The 23,501-nt window shown below is 33.5% G+C and carries 20 protein-coding genes and 3 tRNA genes; 11 read left to right on the top strand and 12 right to left on the bottom strand.

The window, feature by feature from the left end:
* Window positions 1-170: 170 nt before the first annotated feature.
* The 4 genes from EV144_RS13905 to nirB form a co-directional block, all read right to left on the bottom strand.
* Entirely contained in the window at window positions 171-1,976 is a 1,806-nt protein-coding gene (locus tag EV144_RS13905; protein ID WP_134149698.1) for an ATP-binding protein, read from the bottom strand.
* 5 nt (window positions 1,977-1,981) lie between these two features.
* Entirely contained in the window at window positions 1,982-2,566 is a 585-nt protein-coding gene (locus tag EV144_RS13910; protein WP_134149699.1) for a DUF4202 domain-containing protein, read from the bottom strand.
* A 229-nt stretch (window positions 2,567-2,795) separates the two neighbouring features.
* Window positions 2,796-3,173: a nitrite reductase small subunit NirD gene (nirD, locus tag EV144_RS13915; protein ID WP_134149701.1), complete on the bottom strand. Its 378-nt coding sequence runs from the start codon at window positions 3,171-3,173 to the stop codon at window positions 2,796-2,798.
* Window positions 3,174-3,457: 284 nt separating this feature from the next.
* A complete protein-coding gene (gene nirB / locus EV144_RS13920) occupies window positions 3,458-5,971 on the bottom strand; it encodes a nitrite reductase large subunit NirB (RefSeq protein ID WP_134149702.1) in 2,514 nt (837 codons plus the stop codon).
* Window positions 5,972-6,236: 265 nt separating this feature from the next.
* Between nirB and EV144_RS13925 the strand changes: the two genes are divergently transcribed.
* Both EV144_RS13925 and EV144_RS13930 read left to right on the top strand, forming a co-directional pair.
* Window positions 6,237-7,016: an META domain-containing protein gene (locus EV144_RS13925; RefSeq protein WP_134149704.1), complete on the top strand. Its 780-nt coding sequence runs from the start codon at window positions 6,237-6,239 to the stop codon at window positions 7,014-7,016.
* Window positions 7,017-7,128: 112 nt separating this feature from the next.
* Window positions 7,129-7,563 carry an META domain-containing protein gene (locus EV144_RS13930; RefSeq protein ID WP_134149705.1) on the top strand — a complete coding sequence of 145 codons (435 nt, stop codon included), beginning with the start codon at window positions 7,129-7,131 and terminating at the stop codon, window positions 7,561-7,563.
* A gap of 69 nt (window positions 7,564-7,632) precedes the next feature.
* Here the strand turns inward: EV144_RS13930 and EV144_RS13935 are convergent, their stop codons facing one another.
* Both EV144_RS13935 and EV144_RS13940 read right to left on the bottom strand, forming a co-directional pair.
* A complete protein-coding gene (locus EV144_RS13935; protein WP_134149706.1) occupies window positions 7,633-8,919 on the bottom strand; it encodes a DUF2130 domain-containing protein in 1,287 nt (428 codons plus the stop codon).
* Between the two features lie 360 nt (window positions 8,920-9,279).
* Window positions 9,280-10,167 (bottom strand): LysR family transcriptional regulator, encoded by an 888-nt coding sequence (locus EV144_RS13940; RefSeq protein ID WP_134149708.1) that lies wholly within the window; start codon window positions 10,165-10,167, stop codon window positions 9,280-9,282.
* Window positions 10,168-10,354: 187 nt separating this feature from the next.
* On the opposite strand from EV144_RS13940, the gene EV144_RS13945 reads away from it, so the two are divergent.
* Complete coding sequence (locus tag EV144_RS13945) at window positions 10,355-11,062, top strand: class I SAM-dependent methyltransferase (RefSeq protein WP_134149709.1); 708 nt, start codon at window positions 10,355-10,357, stop codon at window positions 11,060-11,062.
* Window positions 11,063-11,162: 100 nt separating this feature from the next.
* Here the strand turns inward: EV144_RS13945 and EV144_RS13950 are convergent, their stop codons facing one another.
* From EV144_RS13950 to EV144_RS13960, 3 genes are all read right to left on the bottom strand, one after another.
* The gene (locus tag EV144_RS13950; protein ID WP_134149710.1) at window positions 11,163-11,441 is read right to left on the bottom strand and encodes a putative quinol monooxygenase; all 279 of its coding nucleotides are present in this window, start codon (window positions 11,439-11,441) and stop codon (window positions 11,163-11,165) included.
* A gap of 2 nt (window positions 11,442-11,443) precedes the next feature.
* Window positions 11,444-12,049 (bottom strand): NAD(P)H-dependent oxidoreductase, encoded by a 606-nt coding sequence (locus EV144_RS13955; protein WP_134149712.1) that lies wholly within the window; start codon window positions 12,047-12,049, stop codon window positions 11,444-11,446.
* 286 nt (window positions 12,050-12,335) lie between these two features.
* Window positions 12,336-13,322 carry an aldo/keto reductase gene (locus EV144_RS13960; RefSeq protein ID WP_134149713.1) on the bottom strand — a complete coding sequence of 329 codons (987 nt, stop codon included), beginning with the start codon at window positions 13,320-13,322 and terminating at the stop codon, window positions 12,336-12,338.
* Window positions 13,323-13,437: 115 nt separating this feature from the next.
* Between EV144_RS13960 and EV144_RS13965 the strand changes: the two genes are divergently transcribed.
* Window positions 13,438-14,283, top strand: a complete 846-nt coding sequence (locus EV144_RS13965; protein WP_134149714.1) for an AraC family transcriptional regulator — start codon at window positions 13,438-13,440, stop codon at window positions 14,281-14,283.
* A 128-nt stretch (window positions 14,284-14,411) separates the two neighbouring features.
* On the opposite strand, the gene EV144_RS13970 is transcribed toward EV144_RS13965, so the two are convergent.
* The gene (locus EV144_RS13970) at window positions 14,412-15,173 is read right to left on the bottom strand and encodes a C40 family peptidase (RefSeq protein WP_134149716.1); all 762 of its coding nucleotides are present in this window, start codon (window positions 15,171-15,173) and stop codon (window positions 14,412-14,414) included.
* 68 nt (window positions 15,174-15,241) lie between these two features.
* Complete coding sequence (locus EV144_RS13975; protein ID WP_134149717.1) at window positions 15,242-16,420, bottom strand: acetyl-CoA C-acyltransferase; 1,179 nt, start codon at window positions 16,418-16,420, stop codon at window positions 15,242-15,244.
* Window positions 16,421-16,659: 239 nt separating this feature from the next.
* On the opposite strand from EV144_RS13975, the gene EV144_RS13980 reads away from it, so the two are divergent.
* The 5 genes from EV144_RS13980 to EV144_RS14000 all read left to right on the top strand — a co-directional run bounded on the left by EV144_RS13980 (window position 16,660) and on the right by EV144_RS14000 (window position 21,043).
* Window positions 16,660-16,746: transfer RNA gene (locus EV144_RS13980), tRNA-Ser, on the top strand.
* 14 nt (window positions 16,747-16,760) lie between these two features.
* Window positions 16,761-16,835 (top strand) — tRNA-Pro (locus tag EV144_RS13985).
* A 27-nt stretch (window positions 16,836-16,862) separates the two neighbouring features.
* Window positions 16,863-16,936, top strand: a tRNA-Arg gene (locus EV144_RS13990).
* A 1,133-nt stretch (window positions 16,937-18,069) separates the two neighbouring features.
* Entirely contained in the window at window positions 18,070-18,984 is a 915-nt protein-coding gene (locus tag EV144_RS13995; protein WP_134149719.1) for a type IX secretion system membrane protein PorP/SprF, read from the top strand.
* Window positions 18,985-19,483: 499 nt separating this feature from the next.
* Complete coding sequence (locus EV144_RS14000; RefSeq protein WP_134149720.1) at window positions 19,484-21,043, top strand: OmpA family protein; 1,560 nt, start codon at window positions 19,484-19,486, stop codon at window positions 21,041-21,043.
* Between the two features lie 697 nt (window positions 21,044-21,740).
* Here the strand turns inward: EV144_RS14000 and EV144_RS14005 are convergent.
* Window positions 21,741-22,019, bottom strand: coding sequence for a hypothetical protein (locus EV144_RS14005; RefSeq protein WP_134149722.1), 279 nt, complete (start codon window positions 22,017-22,019; stop codon window positions 21,741-21,743).
* 123 nt (window positions 22,020-22,142) lie between these two features.
* On the opposite strand from EV144_RS14005, the gene EV144_RS14010 reads away from it, so the two are divergent.
* Together EV144_RS14010 and EV144_RS14015 are read left to right on the top strand one after the other, a co-directional pair.
* Complete coding sequence (locus EV144_RS14010) at window positions 22,143-22,463, top strand: helix-turn-helix domain-containing protein (protein WP_134149724.1); 321 nt, start codon at window positions 22,143-22,145, stop codon at window positions 22,461-22,463.
* 194 nt (window positions 22,464-22,657) lie between these two features.
* The gene (locus EV144_RS14015) at window positions 22,658-23,479 is read left to right on the top strand and encodes a phospholipase A (RefSeq protein ID WP_134149726.1); all 822 of its coding nucleotides are present in this window, start codon (window positions 22,658-22,660) and stop codon (window positions 23,477-23,479) included.
* Window positions 23,480-23,501 lie beyond the last annotated feature (22 nt).

Raw genomic sequence — 23,501 nt, forward strand, 5'->3', positions numbered from 1 at the left:
ATCTTCGCAAGTAGCTTGATAAAAATTTTTAGGGAATTTTGGAATTAAAATTTAGATTATGGATTTTGGCTGCGGGGCTTAGACTTCGCTCAGCCTGACAAAATGGAGTTATAAGTTTGATATGAAATTATCTAATTTTCAAATTGCCAAATTATCTAATTATCTAATTTCTAAATCGGAATATTAAATGTAATCCTCGTTCCTTCTCCGGGAATTGATTTGAAGAAAACACGGCCGTTGATGTACTGAATTCTTTCTTTCATAAACAACATTCCCATTCCGGATTCGCTGTTGCGTTTTTTGTCTACGGAATTTATATCGAAACCTTTTCCGTTGTCGTCTATAATTATACTTAGTAGTGTTGCGCTGTGCGAAAGTTGTACAATAATATGCGACGATTCTGCGTATTTTATGGCGTTGTTTATGGCCTCTTGCGTTAGTCGGTAAATATTGATTTCTATTAAAGAATCTAAACGCTGGTCAAAATCGGTTTTGTTGTAAAAAAGGATTTCTTTTCCGGTAAGTTTTGAGAGTTCCTGAGTTAATTTTGAAAGTGATGAAACGATTCCGTGATCGCTTAATTCCGGTGGCATTAAATTGAAAGTTGCGGTACGAACACCTTTTATAATGTCTAGTGAAAGCTTTTTTAAATATTCAATTTTTTGCTCCGATTTTTCCCTGTCGTCCAGATTGATGCTTTCTAAACTAAATTTTAAACCTGTCAACATTTGACCGATTCCGTCATGAATTTCTTTAGCGATTCGGTTTTGCTCGTTTTCCTGATTTTCAACAATTTTACTTGAAATTATCTTTTGCTGATTGATTTTTTCCGTGCTGTTTTCGATATTTAAACGCTCAACTTCGCGTTGCGCTTTTTTGCGTTCGGTGATATTAAAACAAACAATTAAAAGTTCAAGTTCGTCTTTTTTAATAGTAACCGGAACCATCGATAAATCGAGCCAAATATTTTGGGCTTCTTTATTTACAATGTTGATTTCGCCTTGCCAGCCACTTCTTTGTTTTTCAAAAATAATGCGGTCAATATTCAGCTGTTCTTTTTCATCGGTGGTTAAAACTTCAGAGAATTTTTTGTTGGAAGAAAATTTGGTGTAATTTAAAAGTTTGGCAAATTTTTCTCCGATATGAATGATCGAACCGTCAGGCGCAATTCTGCAATACAGCAATGTGTTTTCCATTGCGTAATTGAGTGATTTTAATTCTTTTACGGAGTTTTCTTTTATTTCGCTGATGATTTCAGTGTCGTAAGCGAGTTTTAAAGCTTTCTTTTCTGACTGCAGCAATTTTGCAATTAACCTTTCGATTTTTTTGTTCGTTGGTTTAAAAATAAAGAAGAATTCCAGAAGTAAAACCAAAAGTGTAAAACCAAAAATCCAATATTCTATTCGGCGTTGTTCCGTAACTTTTTCGTGCGCTTCGAGATCGTATTGCGTTACAATCTCATTCATTTTCGAAAGAAAAAAACCTTCGTTTCCAAGAATAGTCTGAACGAATTTTTGATTTTCTTCCGATTGTTTTTTTTGCTTTACATTCAATAAAAAAGAATCGGTCGATTGCGCAATTTTATTGAAAATCGGATTGATTTCGAGATATAATTTATTAAGCGTTTCGCTTTTTTCTTTTGGAAAAGCCAAGCTGTCATTTCCATTTTCTAATGCGTTTTGGTTTTTTTTCCAAAGTAAAAGTACTTCTCTTAAATGCGAAATTTTTTCAGCGGAAGCGGTATCAGAAACGTAATGTAAAATCAGGACTTCTTTTACAATCTTCTGACTCAGCATTCTTTGTTTACCAGAAAAATTAATGATTTTAGAATCGCTTAACTGCTGATTCAGATTGTATTGTACTAAAAACTGACTGATAATTATAGTTAAGGCAATAGTAAGAAGCGCAAAAAAATACAGTCGTCGTAAATTTTTGAAAGTGATTTTTTCTACAGCTTCCTGATTGCTTTTTTTCATATTTATTATAAACCTAAAGAAGCTTTTATTAGGTTTAGGTTTTCTTCTGAATAATTAATTTTTAAGGCTTCGGCATGTCCTTTTTCAGACATTTTATCCCAGGTTTTTTTAATGATGTTTTTTAGTTTTTCTTCGTCGTGTTTTAAAACGAAAGGTTCTAAATAATAATCTAAAAATACCAGACAAATTACATCTTCAAGAAGTTGTGTTTCGGCATCTTTTTTAAGTAATTTTTTTTCAATTAAAAAAGAAACACGATCGATAAAAGTTTGATCGTAACCCGCTTTTTCTAAAATTTCGGCAGTAGTTTCGGCGTGAAATTTTTTCAAATCACCTCTCCATTTCAAATAACCAACACGATCCATTGGGTACGATTCGCGTGCGACTTTCCATCGGCAGATATGTTGTGCTTTTGAAGCAATTTGTACTTCTTCTGAAGCGTTTGGTTCAAACTGTAAAAGCTTTTCGTACATCCTGTTAGAATACAATAATTCTTTTGGATATTCGGTATTTTGATGGGTTTCGATGTTTGGATCTTGTGCGTTTTCGGCATCAATCCATTCGCTGGCTTTTTGAAAAGGTGTAGTCATTTTTTGGTTTGATAATAGATTTCAAAGATACGGAAATAGGCTTACGTTTTTAATTTTTAAAGTAGTTTGTCATTTCGACGAAGGAGAAATCTCCGCAAGAAACTCGACAATCTAAATCAAACTTTACGGAGCTACTCGCGGAGATTTCTCCTTCGTCGAAATGACAAGATTGAGGATTATTGTTAGTGAGGTTGCTTCGTTCCTCGCAATGACAAGATTGCGGTAAAAATTAATCCATAAAGCCTACAAAAACCTCGTCTTCAATAACTTTTATCGGATAAGTTGCAATTTTAAAATCGTCGCCGTTTAAGTTAGAACCATCTACAAGCGAAAAAGTTTTCTTGTGCATCGGGCAGGCGATTTTCGGAATATCGTCTGTAGAACCGGTCATCCCTCTGGATAAAACCATTTCCATTTTATGTGGACATGCGTTTTGACAGGCGTACCATTCGTTACGGCGGGCAAAATTAAAAATCGCAATTTGTTTGTTTTTGTATTTGATGCATCCGCCTCGATTGGTCGGAAAATCACTTACATTTCCAGCTTTAAACCAGATTTTGGCATCGTTTGGATGTACGGTTTCGTATTGATTTAAAATTTCTTCCATTGTAATTTCATTTTTGTTTCCTGTTTCTTATCCCTCTTTTTACAATCAAGAGAGTTATGATGGCGCAGTAAAAAAGAGGGTAAGAAGGACAGCAAACGTTTGTTTTTTTTCTTTTTTTTTGGAGCTGTTTTTTTGCCACAAAGGCACTAAGGCGCAAAGTTTTTTTTATTCTTTGTCTTTTTAATCTCGCAAAGTCGCGAAGGTGCAAAGTCTTTTTTTGAGATTCTTACAATAAAACTTTGCGACTTAGCGTCTTTGAGAGCAATTTTATTTATTAATTGCTTTTACGACCAGGCTTTTGGCGCTTTTTGATCTCTTAAAGGCACAAAAGCAATATTGTCGTCTTTCTCGTCTGTGTTTACAAAATGGCTGAAACGTTTTAATAATCTTGGTTTTTCTAATACTTGTTTCCATTCACATTCAAAAGTATTTACCATCGTTTGCATTTCTGCTTCAAGTGTTTCACAGATTCCTAAACTGTCTTCGATGATTACTTGTTTTAAATATTCTAAACCTCCGTCTAATTTTTCTAACCAGGTTGACGTTCTAATCAGCGGACCAGCGGTGCGGATGTAATACATTAAGAAACGATCCATATATTTGATTACGGTTTCTTTGTCAATTTTTTCGGCTAATAAAACGGCATGTTTTGGGTTTGCACCACCGTTTCCGGCGATGTATAAATTCCAGCCGCCTTCAACAGCAATTAAACCAAAATCTTTTCCGCGGGCTTCTGCGCATTCGCGAATGCAGGCCGAAACACCTCCTTTTAGTTTATGCGGAGAACGGATTCCTTTGTAACGGTTTTCCAATTCGATTGCAAATCCGGCGCTATCGTCCATTCCGTAGCGGCACCATGCATTCCCAACACAGCTTTTTACGGCACGAAGCGATTTTCCGTACGCGTGACCGCTTTCAAAACCATTGTCTATTAAAACTTTCCAGATTTTTGGCAAATCACTTAAATGGGCTCCGAATAAATCAACACGTTGTGCTCCGGTAATTTTTGTGTATAAATCAAATTGTTTGGCAACTTCTCCGATTACAATTAATTTTTCGGCAGTAATTTCTCCTCCGGCAACTCTTGGCACCACAGAATACGTTCCGTTACGTTGAATATTCGCCAAAAATCGATCGTTTGTATCTTGTGTTGTTACGTGTTTGTTTGCCGTATCGTTGTAAATACTTGAGAAAATAGAAGCTACAACCGGTTTGCAGATTTCACAGCCGTCGCCTTTTCCGTGAAGATCAATTACATCATAAAAATTCTCGTATTTATTGATTTTAACTAAATCAAATAACTCCTGACGGGTATAGCTAAAATGCTCGCAGATTACCTCTTTTACTTCTTTTCCTAACGATTTTTGAGTTGCTTTTACTAAATCTGAAACCATTGGTTTACAACCGCCACAACCAGAAGTTGCTTTTGTTGCTTTTACAACATCAGAAAAACTAGAACAGCTTTCGTCTAAGATTTTACAGCAGATGGCGCCTTTAGTAACATTTTCGCAAGAACAAATTACGGCAGTATCGGGCAGATCCATCACGCTTCCTAAAGACGAACCTTCGGAACCGTCGCGAGAGCCTAAAATTAAATCTTCAGGATTTTTTGGCAAAGCCATTGCATTGCTGTAAATCTGAAAAAGTGCTCCGTAATCGCTTGAATCTCCAACTAAAATTCCCCCAAGCAAAGTTTTAGAATCTTTGGTAACGTTGATTCTTTTGTAAATGCCGCTTAATTTATTTTCGTAAATAATCGCAGTTACATCATTATTTTCGATAAAAGGATCACCAAAACTCGCAACTTCAACACCAATTAATTTTAATTGTGTAGACATATCGATGGTTTCTCTCATGGTTTTAGAACCATTTAAGATTTGCTCAGCGGCTACATCAGCCATTTCGTAACCTGGAGCAACAAGTCCGTAAATGTTTTGATTGTAAAGTGCCACTTCGCCAATAGCAAAAATAGAAGGATCTGATGTCTGCATTTGATTGTTTACCACAACACCGCCTCGCAGACCAACCTCAAGTCCTGAAACTCTGGCCAGTTCGTCGCGGGGTTTAATTCCGGCAGATATAACCAACATGTCAACTTTTAACAATTCGTCGTTTGCAAACATCATTCCCGTTATACATTCTTTTCCGTCAATATATTGCGTTGCTTTATTTAGGTGAATGCCAATGTTTAGTTCTTCTATTTTAGACTGAAGCATATCGCTCGCGCCTTTGTCCAATTGTCTTGGCATTAAGCGTGGTGCAAATTCAACCACATGCGGATTTAAACCTAAATCACGAACCGCTTTTGCAGCTTCGAGACCTAATAATCCACCGCCTAAAACTGCAGCTTCTGTTGCACCTTTTTGTTTTATTTTTTTGGCGTAAGCCATAATTGCATCCAGATCTTCGATAGTTCTGTATACAAAAACCCCTTCTTTTTCTACTCCATCAATAGGAGGGACAAAAGCAGACGATCCTGTTGCCAAAACTAAGTAATCATACGTATGTGTTTTTTCTAAGTGCGTATGTATGGTTTTTTCACTTCGATTAATATCTGTAATTAATTCAGAAGTATTTAAAGTAATATTATTTTCTGTGTACCAATCACGTGTTGATAAAGAGAGATCATCAGCTGTTTTTCCTCCAAAGTATTCACTTAGATGTACTCTGTCATAAGCTCGTCTTGGCTCTTCGCCAAACACGGTAATTTGATACTTTTCCTGTCCGGATTTTGCAATGAATTTTTCGCAAAATTTGTAACCCACCATTCCGTTTCCAACTACTATTACTTTAATCATGATTTCTTTAATTAAGTATTACTACGCAAATATAAGTATTTATACTTATAAAAATACGTAATATATTTGTTTTTATTATTGGGTTTTAGTTTTTAGGCTACGTATTTTATCGTAATAGCTTACGTATGCTAGGATTTTATCGAATTTTTATTTTATCATTATGATTAAATTTGAAAAGATTCTAAATAAGAGTTTCGAAAAAATGTCGTAAATTCATAAGAATTTTACATGTATTTTAACGAAAACATATTTAAATAGTAATCTTATGAAAAAGATATTTTCATTACTGCTCTTGCTTTTTTTGGTAGTAAGCTGTAAATCTACCGCTGGAAAAAGTGCTGATACCAAAACTTCTAATGCTGTGAGTGAACAAGAAGATGATATGAATTATTATTTTAAAGCGTCTGGAAATGAGCCTTTCTGGGCAATTAAAATAGGGAAGGAGAAAACAGTTTTTACATCATTAATATCTGGAATGGAAAGTCTGACTTTTGATTCGGCTACAGCAATTCCGGCGATGGATGCTAATGTCAAGATGTATAATCTAAGTAATGATAAAGCTTCGGCTACTGTAACCATTCAACAATTAGATTGCCAGGACTCTATGTCTGGTGCAGTTTCTCCTTATAGTGCTAAAATCGAAATCAAAAATAATTCTGATTTACAAGCTAAAAAACTAACGGGATGCGGTAAATATATTACAGATTATCGCCTTCATGATATTTGGGTTTTGGAAGAATTAAATGGTTATAAAGTGTTTGTTACTGATTTTCAGAAAGAGCTTCCTCGAATAGAAATTAATGCTGCAGAAAATAGATTTTCGGGTTTTGGAGGCTGTAATGCTGTCACAGGACAAATTTTCTTTGAAAAAGATTTACTGCGTTTTACCAAGGTAGTTTCGACTTTAATGGCTTGTCAACAAGGAAATAAAGAAGCTGAATTTTTGAAAGCACTTCAAAGTATAACAGCTTATGAGATTGGAAATAATCAACTGACGCTTTCTAATCCTTCTGGTAAATTATTGGTTTTTAAGAAGGTAGATTGATTTTAAAGCTAAAAAAAATGTCTTAGAATGGTTTAAAAATAACTTATAGGATCTAAGGATAGCTTAGAGATGAAATATTTTTGTAAAATAAAACTTATATTATTTATTTTACATGAAAAAGATTTTAATGTTATTTATTGCAGTATCATTGACTTACAGCTGCAAATCAACTAAAACTACAAATTCAACAACAGCGGTTAACGAAAACGCAGTAGAGAAAAAATTACAACAAACCTGGATTTTAGAAAATTTAAACGGAAAAGTGCTTACTGAAAAAGATTTTTCAAGCTTTCCAAAAATTGAAATGTCTTCAACAAGTTTTTCCGGATCAACAGGATGCAATGGTATTAAAGGAAGTTTGGTGTCAAATGGTGCAGGCAAACTTCAATTTCCGAATTTTACATCAGAAACTCAAAAATGCAATGCAAAAAAAGAAGCTGAATTTCTACAGTTATTAAAAACGACTTCTGGTTATTCTATTGAGAACAATAAGCTTTACCTTTCTAATCAGTTTGGATTGACAATGTCTTTCAAAAAAGGAAACTAAAAGGTTAGTTTTAAAAAAAAAATGGGATAGTAATATCCCATTTTTTTGATTTATAAACTTTAAAATTAATTATTCTAATTCTTTTAAGTCTTCTTCTTTTTCAATTTCATCTTCAATAAAATCAAGTTCTAAAGCTCTAACAGTCTGCACTGCATTTCCAGCAATACCACGAATCGAGCCGTACATTCCTAAAGTATTATGTACCACTTTTTCGATTTGTTTTTCTCTTTGTTTCCAGATTCTCTGCATTGCTCTTTTCTCGGCATCTAAATCGCCTTGCATTTGTGTAAACCCTTCTACAATTCCTTCAATTTGCAAACGGAATTCATTACTGGTTAAGAAATCATACAACATCGACATTTTATCGCCTTTGTTTTCCTGCGCCTGAACCGCCTGACTTACTTGTATTAAAGATTGACGTAAAACGTTACTTAAACCTTTAAATTCTTCGTAAGTACAAATCCAGATTCCGTCGCGCATTCCCATTCGCTCCATTCCGGCCGGCATAACTTCGGTAACCAAAACACCGATATTGGCTCTTTTGGTTCTGATATCATTTTTGAATTTCTCAATCCAAGCCGGTTGAAAAGCTTTTGTTCGTTTACTTTCGTAATAAATAGAACCGCAATTTTGTACTTCGCGTGTATTTACAATCTGAAGACAATCGGCTCCGTTAGCACCTTTTTTGACTTCGTCAATACTGTCCAGCGGAAAATTATTTGCCAGCCATTCTTCAATTGCCAATTCCATTACTTCGCCTTGCAGTTGCATAGAACCCTGTTCTTGCTTGCGTTTCATTTCTTCAATCAGCTTTTTCTGATCGTCAGATTGTTTTTGGTATTCCTTTATTTTAAGTTCGTTTTTTTCTTCTTCCTGCTTTCTGATTTTGTCTCTTTCCAGAACCAAAGTTGCGTTCAATTGTTTCTGAGCTTCGGCTTCGATTGCTTCTTTCATTTCCAGTTTTTCACGCTGCAATTTGGCAATTTCGCCCTGCATTTTATTGAGCTCCCGAATTTTATCCGACTTTTCAGAAAGCTCTTTTTCCATCAAAAGTAAACGGTCTTTGTTCTCTTCGTCGAGTTTTGTTTTTACTTTTTCGGTAATCTCTTTTTCGGCTGTTTTTTTCTCGCGCTCCAAACGTTCTGCAAAGAGTTCGTTTTCTTGCTTTTTCTTGGCTTCAAACTCTAATTTAGCTTTTTCGAATTGCTCGTTTTTTAGCTCAATTTCTCTGTTTTGAGCATTGGCTTTCTGCTGAAATTCTTTACGGATACTGTCTTCTAACTGATGTTTTAGAATGTCGTTTACATCGATAGTTGTTCCGCAGTTTGGGCACTGAATTGAAGATTGCTCAGCCATTTTTTTATTGATTTTATTGTAGAATTATAATTTGCTAAGATATTTAAAAGTTCTGTTTTTATGATGCGGATTTCTGTACTAAATTGTAACGAATTTTTTGTATTGATATATTTTTTTTGCCACAGATTAGAAGGATTATTGGATTTTTTTGAGAAAGAATCTCGCAAAGTCGCTAAGACGCAAAGTTTTTAACCAAAGTAATCATAACGCATGTCATCCTGAGGAACGAAGGATCTTCGCGAGAAACTGTACAAAGATTGGAATCATGTTGCGGAGTTACTTGTGGAGATCCTTCGTTCCTCAGGATGACAAAAATGGGAATAAAACTTTGCGTCTTAGCGACTTTGCGAGATTAAAAAATTAGCGAGAACTACTTTTCTTCAATAAAAACTCAACAGCAACTTTTGTAATTTCAGATGTATCTTCTTTTGAAGTTATCAACGAAACATCCGTAAATAAATTAACCTTTTTCAATTCGATAAAACCCAATTCCGGATCCTGATTGTTCTTTGCAATATTTGACGGAACAATCGAAATTCCTAATCCGTTTTTGACCAACTGTACAATTGAGTTAATATTATTTGATTCGTGGACAACCTTCGGCGCAAAGCCATAAAAAGCACACAATTCCAGTAAAACTTCATGATAGTGCGGAGCGTAATCTTTATTAAAAAATACAAAAGTTTCATTTTCGAGCGTCGGAATATCTTTTTCTGAATTTAAAGTGATTGAAGCTTTATTGTACACAACAGAAAATCCATCTTTAAACCATAATTGCGATTTTATTTTTGGTGATTTTATAGGCGATCGAATAATTCCTAAATCAATTTTTCCTTTTTCTAAAGCTTCAATTTGTTTGGTTGTAGAAATTTCGAAAAGCTTAAAATTAACGTACGGATATTGCTCTCTCAGATATTTTATAAGGTTTGAAATCTCCGAAGAATATATCGAACTGATATAAGCAATGCGAAATTCACCCGAAATATTCTCGGCTATTTTCTTTGTTTTTAAAGTGATCTGTTCCAGATTTTGGAAAAGTGCTTTTACTTCTTTTTCGAAATATTTCCCTGCTTCGGTTAGCTCAACTTTTTTATTATTTCTGATGAATAACCGAGCCTGAATTTCGTTTTCTAATTCGATTATCTGACGGCTCAAAGGCGGCTGTGAAATAAATAGCTTTTCGGATGCTTTTGTAAAGTTTAATTCTTTGGCTACAGCCAAAAAATATTTTAAATGTCGTAATTCCATAAATACCTTTTAAGTATTGTTAATTGATAAAATTAGTATTTTTAAAGTATTTATGAAAGATTTAGTTTTGATAAAAAATAATTTCTCCCGCAGATTTAGCAGATTAGGCAGATTTATTTCTATAGATATTTGGAGAAAAAAATCTCTTAAATCTGCCAAATCTGCGAGAAACAAAAAAGCAAAAAACATGAAAAAATCAACTACACAAGAAATTAGAGAACGTTTTGATAATGATGTCGAGCGATTTTCGAATTTAGAAACTGGACAAGTCGCCACAATCGACGCTACAATTTCGTTAGAATTAATTACAGAATCCTGCAAAAGAATAGTTCCCAATGCCAAAAACGTTTTGGATATTGGCTGTGGCGCAGGAAATTATACTTTGATGATGCTTTCTAAAGTACCGAATTTAAATTCGACTTTAGTCGATTTGAGTTTACCAATGTTAGAAAGGGCTTTTGAAAGAGTTTCAAAAGAAACGAATGGAAAAGTCGAAATTTTACAAGGGGATATTCGGGAAGTTTCTTTGCCGGAAAATCATTTTGATATTATTTTGGCCGGTGCGGTTTTGCATCATTTACGTGATGATGAAGATTGGGAAACAACTTTCGAAAAATTATTCAAATTATTAAAACCTGGCGGATGCCTGATGATTTCGGATTTAATTACGCAAGACACGGAATTGCTAAACGAATATACATGGCAACGTTACGGCGATTATTTGAAAGGAATAGGAGGGGCGGAATATCAACAAAAAGTTTTCGATTATATCGAAAAAGAAGATACGCCAAGATCTATGAATTACCAATTGGATTTAATGAAAAAAGTGGGTTTTAGCAAAGTCGAAATATTACACAAGAATATGTGTTTTGGCGCTTTTGGCGGAATAAAGTAAAATGTGTTTTTTGCCACGAATTACACGAATTTTCACGAATTGTTTTTTGAATCAGGAGAAGAAAATTAGTGAAATTAGTGAAATTCGTGGCTGAAAAAAATTATAAAATTTGTGCAGTTTTGTAAACTTGAATTGGAGTTGAAACTAAACTTTCTGCTTTTTGAATAAATTCCTGCAAGTAAGGTTGATTGTTGTGTAAATCTAAACCAACCTGATCTTTCCATTCTTCCCAAATAATGAAAGTGTTTTCGGTTGTATGCAAATCGTAACGAATGCAGGCCGATTCTTTTCTGGTTTCTGTAACCAGATGCGTCAGTAAGTTTTGAACTTCGATTAAATGTTCTGTTTTGCTTTTTATGATGGCGGTAATTGAGATCATGATTATAGGTTTTTAAAAGTTGCTTCTAAATGTTTGGTATATTCTTCTTTAAAGATAATTATATTTTCTGGTGTTGCGCCTTTTTCGACATCGTGAAAATGAAAACTTTCCAGTTTTTGCATTCCGGTGAATTTGTTCATTTTATGAAAACCAAACATGGCACCATCATCCACAGAAGTTTCTTCGAAGAATTCTCCAGGAAGTGTAAATGCTGTTTTTGGAGCATTCCAGCTTGTGGTAAGCATGTATTTTCGTCCGTGTAAAAGTCCGCCGGTTCCGTAATTGATGTCTGGATTTACACGACTTCTTCCATCACTTTTGTAGATTCCGTTGTTGTGTCCTTCAGTGAAAACATCGTCAATATATTTTTTGAAAAGGTTTGGTAATTGAAACCACCAAACTGGTGTGTGATAAATGATTAAATCTGCCCAAACGAATTTTTCTACTTCTTTTTTCAAGTTAATTTCGTCTTCGATGTGGGTTGTTTTAATTTCGTAATTATTGTTTTTAGAAAGAAATTCTTCTGTCCAATCCTGAACTGTTTTATTGAATTTTCCGCCTGAATGCGCGAATTTTTGTCCGCCGTTGATTATAAATATTTTCTTCATTTTACTTTTTTTCTAATGGATTCGAGTTGCGTGAGGGATAGGAGCGATATCCTTTTTGTTTTTTCTTTAAAAACAAAAAGATTTAGCGGATAGCCCGGCCCTTGGGACACGCCCAAATTCTAATTATTTAAATTTTTGAGATTTTTTTGAAACACATAGAGACATAGATTTTCTTTCTAAAAAAGATGATGGAAAGAAACTCGTTTCTAAGACATAGCTATGTGTTTTGATGGAAAGTGAAACGTCTTTGAAGACAACGAACAGCTATGTCTCTATGTGTTAAATATTATTTCAATTTTGAAATCGCCTGATTGATGAATTCTAATTCTGAAGTATTAAGATCAAAACTCATTGCTTTTGCGTTTGAAATGGCTTGTTCTGCATTTCTTGCGCCGGCCAAAACTATCGAAATTCCTTTTTGTAAAGTGGTCCAGCGTAAAACTAATTGCGATAAACTGGCTTCTTTGGCGTGTGCTAATGAAGTTAATTCTTCGACTAAAGTTTTTACTTTTTGAAGATCGAATTGATTGAAATAACCGTTTCGGTGATCGTTGTCTTTTAGTTTGCCGTCTGTGAAATATTTTCCGGTTAATAAACCTCTTTCCATCGGACTGTACGCAATGATTCCGATATTTTCTGAAACTGTAAACGGAATTAATTCGGCTTCTATTTTGCGGTTCAGCATGCTGTAAGCAACTTGGTTAGATGCAATTTGAATTGTTTTTTGTGCTTCCTGAATTTGTGCAATATTGTAATTACTCACTCCAAAAGCTCTGATTTTTCCTTGTTGAATTAAGGTTTCTACGGCTTCCATTGTTTCGCTGATTGGCGTTGTAGCATCTGGCCAATGTATTTGCAATAAATCGATATAATCGGTTTGAAGACGTTTTAAACTTTCTTCAACTTCTTTTATAACATTGCTTTTTGATGAATATTTGTAAACTGGAACTTTTTTTCCGTTGTCATCTGCGTCAAAGAAAAAGTCACCTTTTCCCTGATTGCTTCCGTCCCATACCAAACCAAATTTGGTTAAAAGTTGCACTTTTGAGCGATCTTGGCTTTTAACAGCTTCGCCAATCATTTCTTCGCTTAAACCAAAACCGTAGAAAGGAGCAGTGTCTATAGTAGTTACGCCGTTGTCTATTGAGGCGTGAATAGAGTCGATTGATTCTTTCTTTTCGGTTCCGCCCCACATCGTTCCTCCAATTGCAAATGCACCATAAGTTATAGCTGATAATTCAAGTTCACTGTTGCCTAATTTTCTATATTCCATGAGTTTAATTATTTTCGTTTAATTTGATTTGGCAAAATTATACTGTTTTTTCGATTCTTAATTGGTATATATTTGTGTTTTTTAGGTATATTTGCATCTTCTAAGAATTTGAAAAATGAAAAAAGAAAATTTATACCAGCCTTTTACTGTCTCATTTGAAACTTTGGATGAATATCCGGAAGTTGGCGATCGTCATAATTTTTTTGAATTGGTTTATATTTTAGAAGGAACTGGTTCGCAGTGTATTAATAAAAATATTTTCACTTATGATCCCGGACATTTGTTTTTATTGACGCCTGAAGATTGTCATAATTTTACAATTGAAACCAAAACGAATTTTTTCTTTTTAAGGTTTAATGATATTTATTTAAAGAATTCCAGCCTGCAAAATGAAAACATTCAGCGTTTGGAATATATTCTTCAAAATGCGAATCATCAGCCAGGTTGCATTCTTAAAAATGATGCTGATAAATGTCTGGTGAAAGTGATGATTGAGGCAATTTGCCGTGAACATCAGGATAAAGATGTTTATAATCAGGAATTGATTCAGCAATTGGTTAATACGCTGATTATTATTGTAGCCAGAAATATCGCCAAATATCTTCCGGAGCAAGTGACAATTAAAACTGAGGCTAAAGCGATGGATATTCTGCAATATATTCAGAACAATATTTATTATCCGGAAAAAATAAAAGCGGAATACATCAGTGATTATTTTGGAATTTCGAATACGTATTTAGGCCGTTATTTTAAGAAGCATGCCAGCGAAACGATGCAGCAGTACATCAGCAATTATAAAACAAAACTGATTGAACATCGTTTGCAGTTTAGCGAAAAACGTATTAATGAGATTGCTTTTGAATTTGGCTTTACGGATGAAAGCCATTTTAATAAATTCTTTAGAAAACAAAAAGGGTATAGTCCTTCTGAATTTAGAAAAACGATTCGGTTGAGTGCGTGATTTTTTTTAGCCACGAATTACACTAATTTGCACCAATTTTTTATCAGTTTTATACTTGATTTTTTGCTTCAGATTACACAGATTGAAAAATAATTCGAGAAATTAGTGTAATTCGTGGCAAAAAAAAACTATATAATCTTCTTAATAACTCTCAGTTTATGAGTGTGTTTGTTGGTTTCTGGATTGTAAATTCCGGTATGATCTAAACGGTCGATACGTACTTTTCCACTTGCGTGAATGATGTAATTATTTTCCATAATGATGCCGACGTGAATTATGTTTCCTTCATCATTATCAAAAAAAGCCAAATCGCCGACTTCACTTTCTTCAATAAAGCTTAATGGTTCGCCTTCTAAAGCTTGTTGCGAGGCATCGCGATGAATTTTATAGCCGTTTAGTTTGTAAACCATTTGCGTAAAACCCGAACAATCAATTCCGAAGGGTGTTTTTCCGCCCCAAAGATAAGGTGCGTTTAAGTACATAAAAGCTGTATTTATTAAAGCACTTTTTGGTTTTACACCGCTGGTTTTTGTTCCTTCAAAATCAAAATTTGAAATATTGATTTCGTTATTATTTAAAAAAGATAGGGAAGCACCAAGCGGAATTGGCAGTAATAAGTTGTTTGGCGCAGTGATATAATCAATTAAATCAGCATTTAAAATAATGGCCTCTTTGCTTAACTGATTGTAATTTGCTTCTGAAATTATCTGATATTGCTTAGAATCTACCCAGCCTATATAATCATCAAACTGAATTTTTATTCGGGCCCATTGATTTTGGCGTTCTAATATTTCGATATGTTCACCAAACAAAAGCTGTGTAACGATTTCACTTCTGTCGCTGGCTTCAGCTCGAACGGGTACTATGGCAAGATTGCAGATTCCGAACATTTAGGGTAATTTATAAGTTGAAAAATTAGGAGTTAATTTACATAACTCCTAATTTAAAGTATTATTATTTAAGCTCTTTCGATAACAATTGCCGAAGCACCACCGCCACCGTTGCAAATTGCAGCTGCGCCGGTTTTGGCATTATTTTGTTCTAAAATATTTAGTAAAGTTACAATGATTCTGGCTCCGGAACAACCCAGCGGATGTCCTAAAGAAACTGCACCACCGTTTACGTTTACTTTATCATTATCTAAGTTAAGAATTTTTGAATTGGCTAAACCAACAACAGAAAAAGCTTCGTTGAATTCGAAATAATCAACATCTTCAATTGCGATTCCTGCTTTGTTTAAGGCTTTTGGTAAAGCTTTTGCCGGACTTGTAGTAAACCATTTTGGTTCCTGCGCAGCGTCTGCATAGCCTTTTATATATGCTAAAGGTTTTAATCCTAATGCGTTTGCTTTTTCTTCAGACATTAAAACTAAAGCAGCAGCTCCGTCATTTATTGTTGAAGCATTTGCGGCAGTAACAGTTCCGTCTTTAGTAAATACAGCGCTTAAAGAAGGTATTTTGTCTAATTTTACGTTAGTGTATTCTTCGTCTTTAGAAAAGATAATTGGTTCGCCACGTCTTTGCGGCACTTCTACAGGAACAACTTCGTTATCAAATTTTCCGGCATCCCATGCTTTTGCACTTCTTTCGTAAGACTGAATGGCAAAATTATCTTGTTCTTCGCGAGTAATTTTATACTCTGATGCACATAAATCAGCGCAAACTCCCATTGCGTTGTTATCGTAAGCATCTGTTAAACCATCTTTTTGCATTCCATCCAGCATTGTAGCAGGACCAAATTTGTTTCCTGCACGCATTTGTACGTAATGCGGAATCAAACTCATGTTTTCCATTCCTCCGGCAACTACAATTTCAGCGTCTCCACAAGCGATTGCCTGAGCTGCTAACATTACAGATTTCATTCCAGAGGCACAAACTTTGTTTACAGTTGTTGCGGCAACTTCTTCAGACAAACCGGCAAAAAGTGCAGCTTGGCGTGCTGGCGCTTGTCCAACTCCGGCCTGAATAACGTTCCCCATAAAAACTTCATCAACTAATTTTGGGTCAAGGTTAATTTTTTCTAATGCTCCTTTTATAGCGGCAGCTCCTAATTTTGGTGCGGGTACGGTAGATAAACCTCCCATGAAACTTCCGATAGGTGTTCTAACGGCAGAAACGATAACAACTCTTTTGTTCATTTTCTGTGGTGATAATAGTTAATCTAGCAAATTTACTCATTATTTGAATAAATTCAAATTTTGTATTGAATCGGGTATATTTTAAATTAAGATGAAATTTTTATTAATTCTATATGTTTGATTGTGAAGTCTTTTTAAAAAAAGATCGAAAAAAGATTAAAAAAATTACAAAAATAGTTGTGAGATATGGAATGTTGTCATACCTTTGCCACCGCAAAACAGGACACGTTCCTTGAGCTGGAGAGTTGCCTGAGTGGCCGAAAGGACTTGTTTGCTAAACAAGCGTATGGGTAACTGTACCAAGGGTTCGAATCCCTTACTCTCCGCTAATATTTGCCTTCGGGGTGTAGCGTAGCCCGGTTATCGCGCCTGCTTTGGGAGCAGGAGGCCGCAGGTTCGAATCCTGCCACCCCGACTTTTTTTATTAAAAAAAAAGCATTTTGGTTCCATAGCTCAGCTGGATAGAGCAACGCACTTCTAATGCGTAGGTCGAAGGTTCGAATCCTTCTGGGATCACATCAAAAGCCACTCAATTGAGTGGCTTTTTTGTTTTGTAATAAATTCAAAGAATTATTTATTTCTATATATTATTTCGAATGTATTTCTGTAAAGTTAAATCATTTTCAGGAATAATCGTTTTCTCTCTTTTTTATTCAGCATAAATGGACATGTACTTGATATCTCAATTTTAAAACTAGATATATAAACCCCTTTTTTAAGGAGTTTATTATTTATATTAATTACAAGAATAAAATTTATTGATTATAAAGATATGCAGATAAGTCATTCTTAAATATTAAATCCTGATTACTGGAAATTCTTAAAAATTAAAATGATATTACCTTCATATAGCAACTTTTATAATTGGGTATAGCTGCGATATTTGAAAAATAAACGCACTTAGTTTCAAATATTGAATTCTCATCCATTAAATCTTACAAAATTCGTCTGTTTTTTAGAGCCTTAAACGCACTGTGGATTGCTGTAGTACGCATTTTACTCAATTTTATGTTTAAAATTATTTTTGAAAAAAAATCAATTTAAAATTTTATGAAACAGAAATTATAATTTTTAAAAGAGTAAAAAAAATATTTTTTAATAAGAGATTTTCAGTGTAAATTTTTTTACGTAATTTTATATCTCTAAAATTCAATTAGTTATGAGTTTTATTTTGAAAATCTACTGTGTCTATTTCTGAAGTTTATTAAAATGAACATAAAAAAGGGAGTTGTCAGTTTGTCACAAGTCTAAAATAGTAAAACTAATACCTGTAAAATTGTTTTACTGAGCTGTTATAAATTTATTTGCGTAAAAATTTAAATAAATACCTATAATTTATTTTTAATGATTCATTGATTATATTTTAAGCCTATAAATTATTTAAATACCACTACATTCTAAAAGCGTGATTAAATTATTTTCTACTATAGTTTAATCGTATACTTTCAAAGCGATAAAAATAATCGTCTATAGCTATTTTATAGGATCTCTCCTTGTTATTAGTTATAGCTTCTTTAAGCACTTTCTTTCTCAGCCTTAAAACTTTATTCTCTGTTTTATTTATTGCTATGCCTATTACAGATTACTATATCTATTGATATAAAGTATTCTGAAAAGGATTGATAATTAACAAAATAAAAATCTTCCTCATGAAAGAAAAAATTCTACTATTAGTATTATTAGCGGCTTCGATTCCATTATTCAGTCAGCAGCAGTCACAATACACACAATATATGTACAATACCTTGACCATTAACCCTGGTTATACAGGGACACGTGGAGTACCAAGTGTGTTTGGTTTGTATAGAGCACAGTGGATAGGTCTCGACGGCGCACCAAAAACAGCCAATTTTTCAATAGAAAGCCCTATTAGTGCAAATGGCCAGGGTGGAGGTTTTTCTATCATTAATGACGAAATTGGGCCTTCTACAGAAACAACCTTGGCTTTAAGTTATTCTTATCCCATACAGTTGTCCGCAACAGTAAAGCTGTCTTTAGGAATCAGTGCTTCACTCGATTTTTTTAAAGTCGACTACAGCCAGCTAAATATATACGATCCCGATGATCCTAATCTAAGTGGTATCAGGACAGAAACATCTCCTAATGTTGGTGCAGGAGTTTATATCCATTCAGACAAATGGTATTTTGGACTGTCTGTACCTCAGTTCCTTGAAACAAAATATTTTGACGATGTTCAGATTTCAGTCGCAGCTAAAGAAATGCATTTTTATGCTATGGGAGGGTATGTTTTTGATTTGAGTGAAAACGTTCAGTTTAAACCGGCAGCTATGATAAAAGCAGTAAACGGAGCTCCTTTAGCTGTTGATATTTCGGCAAACTTTCTTTTTAATGAAAAACTAACACTCGGTGTCGCTTATAGATGGGATGCTGCAGTGAGTGCAATGGCGGGTTTTCAGATAAGTTCGGTACTTAATATTGGATATGCTTATGATTACGATACCAATAATTTAGGAAATTACAACGCAGGATCACATGAGATCTACTTACGATTTGATTTGTTCACAACAACTAAATATAGATTGGTAACGCCAAGATTCTTTTAGTTAAGCTTCTTAAATTGAATATAATACTCTTTTAAAAAAACTACATTTTTTTTAAAAATACTAAAAAAGGAATTTCAAAAAAAGACAATAAATTATAAATATAAGGATTTCTTATTCCTTTAAAAAACAATGGAATAAGAAATTAACTCTTATGCATAAAAAATATATTATATGCGATACTGTTTGACTTCCCGATTTTACTAGCGCTTGAGTTAAAGTGCTTACATGCAATGTTTTGATGATATTGTGTTAGAATTAAAGAATGTCCTAAAATACTAGTTTAAAAACTTCTGAAGGCAAAAATAAATGAATTACAGGGGGAAATTTGCACCATAAAACTAAGGGTAATACACCGATCAAAATTAGGCTTAAAGTATTGATTTTTAGATGATATGCTTTTTAATTGTTAAGCTGAAAATACAGTTTGTTATTCTTAAAATAATTAAAAAAATAAATGTTATGAAAAATAGATTACTCCCTTTGGCAGGAAGCAAAATTAATGGCAGATATTCAAAAAGAGTCAGGACGTTATGCCTTAAAAACAATCAATATTAATACTCCGGTTTCAGATTTTGGAACAGGATTTTACGGAAAAGGTAAAGTTATATATGCTTCCGCAAAAGATACTGGTGTGATCATCAAACGTAAACACAGCTGGAATGAAAAATCATTTCTGAAATTGTACAGCGCAGATGTGGATATGGATGGAGGTTTATCCAATCCAGTAATGCTAAAAGGGGATGTAAATACAAGATACCATCAAAGTTCTCCTGCGATTACCAAAGATGGAAGATATATGTATTTCACCCGAAATAATTACATTGACGGAAAGTTAGGAGCAGATAAATCCGGAACTAGTTATCTAAAAATATATGTTGCTGAAAATATAAAAGGAGAGTGGAAAAATGTAATGGAATTGGCTTATCCTGTTAACAGCGATGGTTTTTCTTCCGCGCATCCAGCTTTAAGTGCAGACGAAAGTCAATTGTTTTTCGTTTCAGACCGTGGTAATAAATTTGGTAATTCAGATATTTATACGGTAAGTTTGAAAAAAGGTAAAGTAGGAAATGATGTTACTAAATTAGGGGATGAAATTAATACTCCGGGTAGAGAAACATATCCTTATGTAGATGAAAAAGGTATTTTATATTTCGCATCAGATGGTCATCCTGGTTTAGGCGGATTGGATGTATTTGCAGCAATGAAAGATCCTGAGGGAATATATCATGTAGTAAATTTAGGCGACGGTGTAAATACAAATGCAGATGACTTTGCTTATGTTATTCAAAGTGACAGCAGAGTAGGTTTCTTTTCTTCGAATCGAACTGGGAATGATGATATTTATGGTTTTACCGAAAGCAGAGAGCCAATATTTGATTTTGAAATCCATCCTACTATATTCGGAACAATTACAAACAACGGAAAACCACTAGAAGGTCTAACAGTAGAAGTATTTAATCCGGAAAATGAAAAAATAGGAAACTATACTACAGATGCTGAAGGAAAATACACTTTGAATGTAGATCCTTTTAAAGAATACAAATTAATATACAGCAAGCCTGGTATTGCAGGAAAAACAGTTGTTACGCCTGTTTTAAAACCAATGGAAAAACGTGAAATTTCTTTTGATTTATTGAAAGAATTGGAGATTGTTGTAGATGGGACAGTAAAAGAAATAGGGCAAGGAGATGATTTGACACACTTATTAAATTTAAAACCAATTTATTTTGATTACGGTGGATATAATATTAGAGAATCTTCTAAAGTAGAGTTGGACAAGGTTGTAGATTTAATGCGAGGACGCGCAAGTGTTTCTATTCAAGTTAATTCACATACAGATAGTAGAGGAAAAGATGATTTTAATATGAAATTATCTGAAAATCGTGCTAAAGCAACTGTTGATTATATCGTAAAAGCAGGTATCCCTGCAAGCAGAATCAGCGGACATGGATATGGTGAAACGAAATTAATTAATAGATGTACAAACGGAGTCCCATGTTCAGAAGCGGAACATCAGGAAAACAGACGTTCGGAGTTTATTGTTATTCTTAACAAATAAAAATATTGAATTTATTAAAAGGTTGATTTGATAAGAGGAAAGCACGCTGTAAATTAGTTTACAGCAGCTTACCTAAAATATAAATCCCAATGCATTTTTATGTATTGGGATTTTTTTTAGTTATAGATCTGCTCATTATTTTTTGGTTGAAATATATTTTGCGCATTACTTTATTCTTTTTAATAATGATTAAATATGTCTTATTTTGTCATTATGTAAACTTATAAGAATAAAATTAGCATCATGATATAAATACTTTTGTAAAAGTTTTTCATACGTCTTATTCCGTAAGACAAAGAAATTTTTTATAACAAGTTCTTTTTTGAAATGAGAAAGTTTCGGCTTTCTCATTTTTTTATTTATGCCTGTAATGGTTGTACATAAAGGCAATCTTCTTTAATGTGTATAAAATAAAAAAGCACATATTAAATGTGCTTAAGTTTTCTATAATAACTATCTGTTATCAAAGCTTGCTAAAATATTCTTTATGAAATCTTTTACCTTCGATATATTACTCTGCAGTCATACCGTATAAAGGTTTTTAATATCAAATGTAATATTATTGGTTATGCCAGTTACATCTTTGGATTTAATTAAAGACGGATCAATTTTGAAGCTTTAATTTCTTGTTTTAATTTAGGAGTATTGCTTCTTAATTGAATGTATGCAGATTGTTCTAGGTTTGTATTTAGCATGCTTACGAAGTTTGAGAAGTTAAGAGTTTTATTTTCTCAATCGCTTTTTTATTTTCGTCGGCAACTTCAACTAATGCGAGAAGAATGTCATTCCTTAAAATTGTTTTATTTCTTACATTTCTTATTAGAGCTTTACCTGGTGCAGGGTTTCCTTTTTGAACAAGACATGTTATCACTAAATCAACATAAGTGTAAGGTAAATGCTCATCTATAAAATTATAAGCGCTCTCGTTGTGAGAATAATCTTCTCTAATTTTGCTATTTTTGGTTAATTTTGGCATATATTTGTTATTTATTGCTTAATGTTGTTAATTACTACAAAAGTAAGAAAAATATTATAATTAATGTTTATTTCTGTGCGAAATAATCTATTTAAAGGCAATTTGTAATGAATATAAATAAATATGTGGTACGAAAAACTAAGTAAATACTTTAAAGAAAACAAAATAAGTAACAAAGAATTGTCTCGTATTCTAGGTTATAGTGAGACTATGATTAGCAGATACTTAAAAGGTATATCAAAAATTAATGCGGAATTTATAGCCGTGTTAATTAAAAACTTCCCAGAAATTGATTTGCAGTATATTTTTGCTGATGATAGCAGCGATAGTAATATTTTGAATGAGCCAAGGGAAAAGTATGAAACTACTATTTTGGGTGATATACGAGAGATTGAAGCTAAGCTTCAAAGTATCAAAGAAAAACTGTCAAGAAAAGGGGAATAGCAATTTAAAAGAATTAAAGTTCTAAATCTGTCTAAACAAAAAAAGCCACTCAATTGAGAGGCTTTTTTTTACTTCAAAAGTTGGTTTTAATATATAATTGCGATAGATATAAGCTTAAATAGTATGTAAAATTCATTAGAATAACGTATATTAGTATAAAAGCTAAAGATTAGGCTCCAATTTAAATTATTAAAATGTACTTAAAACAGATATTAATTTGCTGTATTTTGTTCTCCATACACGCAAATTCACAAATAGTAGAAGAACACAAAAATTTCCGGGCAGCAGATTCACTTTTAAAAGAATCTAGTTTTTCTGTACACAGAGATAATTATTTTTTGACAGGCGTACCCGTAAATGCCGATATAACCCGTACTTCTGCCGATGTAAAATATCAGGTAAGTTTTAAGGAACGATTAAGTTCTAAACCTTTTTTTGGTGGCTTTTTCCTTTATTTAATGTACACACAAAAGGCTTTTTGGGATATTTATGCAAGCTCCAAACCATTTTCAGAAATTAATTTTAATCCCGGTGTAGCCGTTGTTCGTCCGTTTTATTTAAAAGGCGGAAGACTGACCTATGGAACGATCTCTTTTGAACACGAATCAAACGGTAGAGATTCTATTTTTTCCAGAACATGGAATATGCTTGCTTTTTCATTAAAATCTCAGGTTTCTCCAAGATGGACCGTTGGACTGAGAGGTTGGATTCCATTAGTTGATAAGGAAGACAATCCCTATTTAACTCAATATGTGGGTTATGGCGAAGCGAGCGCAACATATCAGATAAAACCCGGACGCTGGAGCGCAGACATTCTTTTTAGAAAAGGAAGCGGACTCATTCGATACGGCTCTTTACAGACACAACTAAATTGGAAACCGTATAAAAAAGAGAATTATTATTTTACACTGCAATGGTTTGTGGGCTACACAGAAAGTTTAATTGATTATCAGGAACACAAAAGTATACTCCGTTTGGGCTTTGTGATCAAACCAGCAAATATGGGGATTTTTTAAATTTGATTGATTCAAAATTTAT

This window comes from Flavobacterium sp. 270, from assembly GCF_004368785.1.
In the GTDB taxonomy this organism is placed as follows: Bacteria; Bacteroidota; Bacteroidia; order Flavobacteriales; family Flavobacteriaceae; genus Flavobacterium.

What these genes read in the sequence shown, in the direction of transcription:
- EV144_RS13905 (WP_134149698.1), bottom strand. Translation starts at nt 1,976, where the DNA reads ATGAAAAAAAGCAATCAGGAAGCTGTAGAAAAAATCACTTTCAAAAAT.
- EV144_RS13910 (WP_134149699.1), bottom strand. Translation starts at nt 2,566, where the DNA reads ATGACTACACCTTTTCAAAAAGCCAGCGAATGGATTGATGCCGAAAAC.
- nirD (WP_134149701.1), bottom strand. Translation starts at nt 3,173, where the DNA reads ATGGAAGAAATTTTAAATCAATACGAAACCGTACATCCAAACGATGCC.
- nirB (WP_134149702.1), bottom strand. Translation starts at nt 5,971, where the DNA reads ATGATTAAAGTAATAGTAGTTGGAAACGGAATGGTGGGTTACAAATTT.
- EV144_RS13925 (WP_134149704.1), top strand. Translation starts at nt 6,237, where the DNA reads ATGAAAAAGATATTTTCATTACTGCTCTTGCTTTTTTTGGTAGTAAGC.
- EV144_RS13930 (WP_134149705.1), top strand. Translation starts at nt 7,129, where the DNA reads ATGAAAAAGATTTTAATGTTATTTATTGCAGTATCATTGACTTACAGC.
- EV144_RS13935 (WP_134149706.1), bottom strand. Translation starts at nt 8,919, where the DNA reads ATGGCTGAGCAATCTTCAATTCAGTGCCCAAACTGCGGAACAACTATC.
- EV144_RS13940 (WP_134149708.1), bottom strand. Translation starts at nt 10,167, where the DNA reads ATGGAATTACGACATTTAAAATATTTTTTGGCTGTAGCCAAAGAATTA.
- EV144_RS13945 (WP_134149709.1), top strand. Translation starts at nt 10,355, where the DNA reads ATGAAAAAATCAACTACACAAGAAATTAGAGAACGTTTTGATAATGAT.
- EV144_RS13950 (WP_134149710.1), bottom strand. Translation starts at nt 11,441, where the DNA reads ATGATCTCAATTACCGCCATCATAAAAAGCAAAACAGAACATTTAATC.
- EV144_RS13955 (WP_134149712.1), bottom strand. Translation starts at nt 12,049, where the DNA reads ATGAAGAAAATATTTATAATCAACGGCGGACAAAAATTCGCGCATTCA.
- EV144_RS13960 (WP_134149713.1), bottom strand. Translation starts at nt 13,322, where the DNA reads ATGGAATATAGAAAATTAGGCAACAGTGAACTTGAATTATCAGCTATA.
- EV144_RS13965 (WP_134149714.1), top strand. Translation starts at nt 13,438, where the DNA reads ATGAAAAAAGAAAATTTATACCAGCCTTTTACTGTCTCATTTGAAACT.
- EV144_RS13970 (WP_134149716.1), bottom strand. Translation starts at nt 15,173, where the DNA reads ATGTTCGGAATCTGCAATCTTGCCATAGTACCCGTTCGAGCTGAAGCC.
- EV144_RS13975 (WP_134149717.1), bottom strand. Translation starts at nt 16,420, where the DNA reads ATGAACAAAAGAGTTGTTATCGTTTCTGCCGTTAGAACACCTATCGGA.
- EV144_RS13995 (WP_134149719.1), top strand. Translation starts at nt 18,070, where the DNA reads ATGAAAGAAAAAATTCTACTATTAGTATTATTAGCGGCTTCGATTCCA.
- EV144_RS14000 (WP_134149720.1), top strand. Translation starts at nt 19,484, where the DNA reads ATGGCAGATATTCAAAAAGAGTCAGGACGTTATGCCTTAAAAACAATC.
- EV144_RS14005 (WP_134149722.1), bottom strand. Translation starts at nt 22,019, where the DNA reads ATGCCAAAATTAACCAAAAATAGCAAAATTAGAGAAGATTATTCTCAC.
- EV144_RS14010 (WP_134149724.1), top strand. Translation starts at nt 22,143, where the DNA reads ATGTGGTACGAAAAACTAAGTAAATACTTTAAAGAAAACAAAATAAGT.
- EV144_RS14015 (WP_134149726.1), top strand. Translation starts at nt 22,658, where the DNA reads ATGTACTTAAAACAGATATTAATTTGCTGTATTTTGTTCTCCATACAC.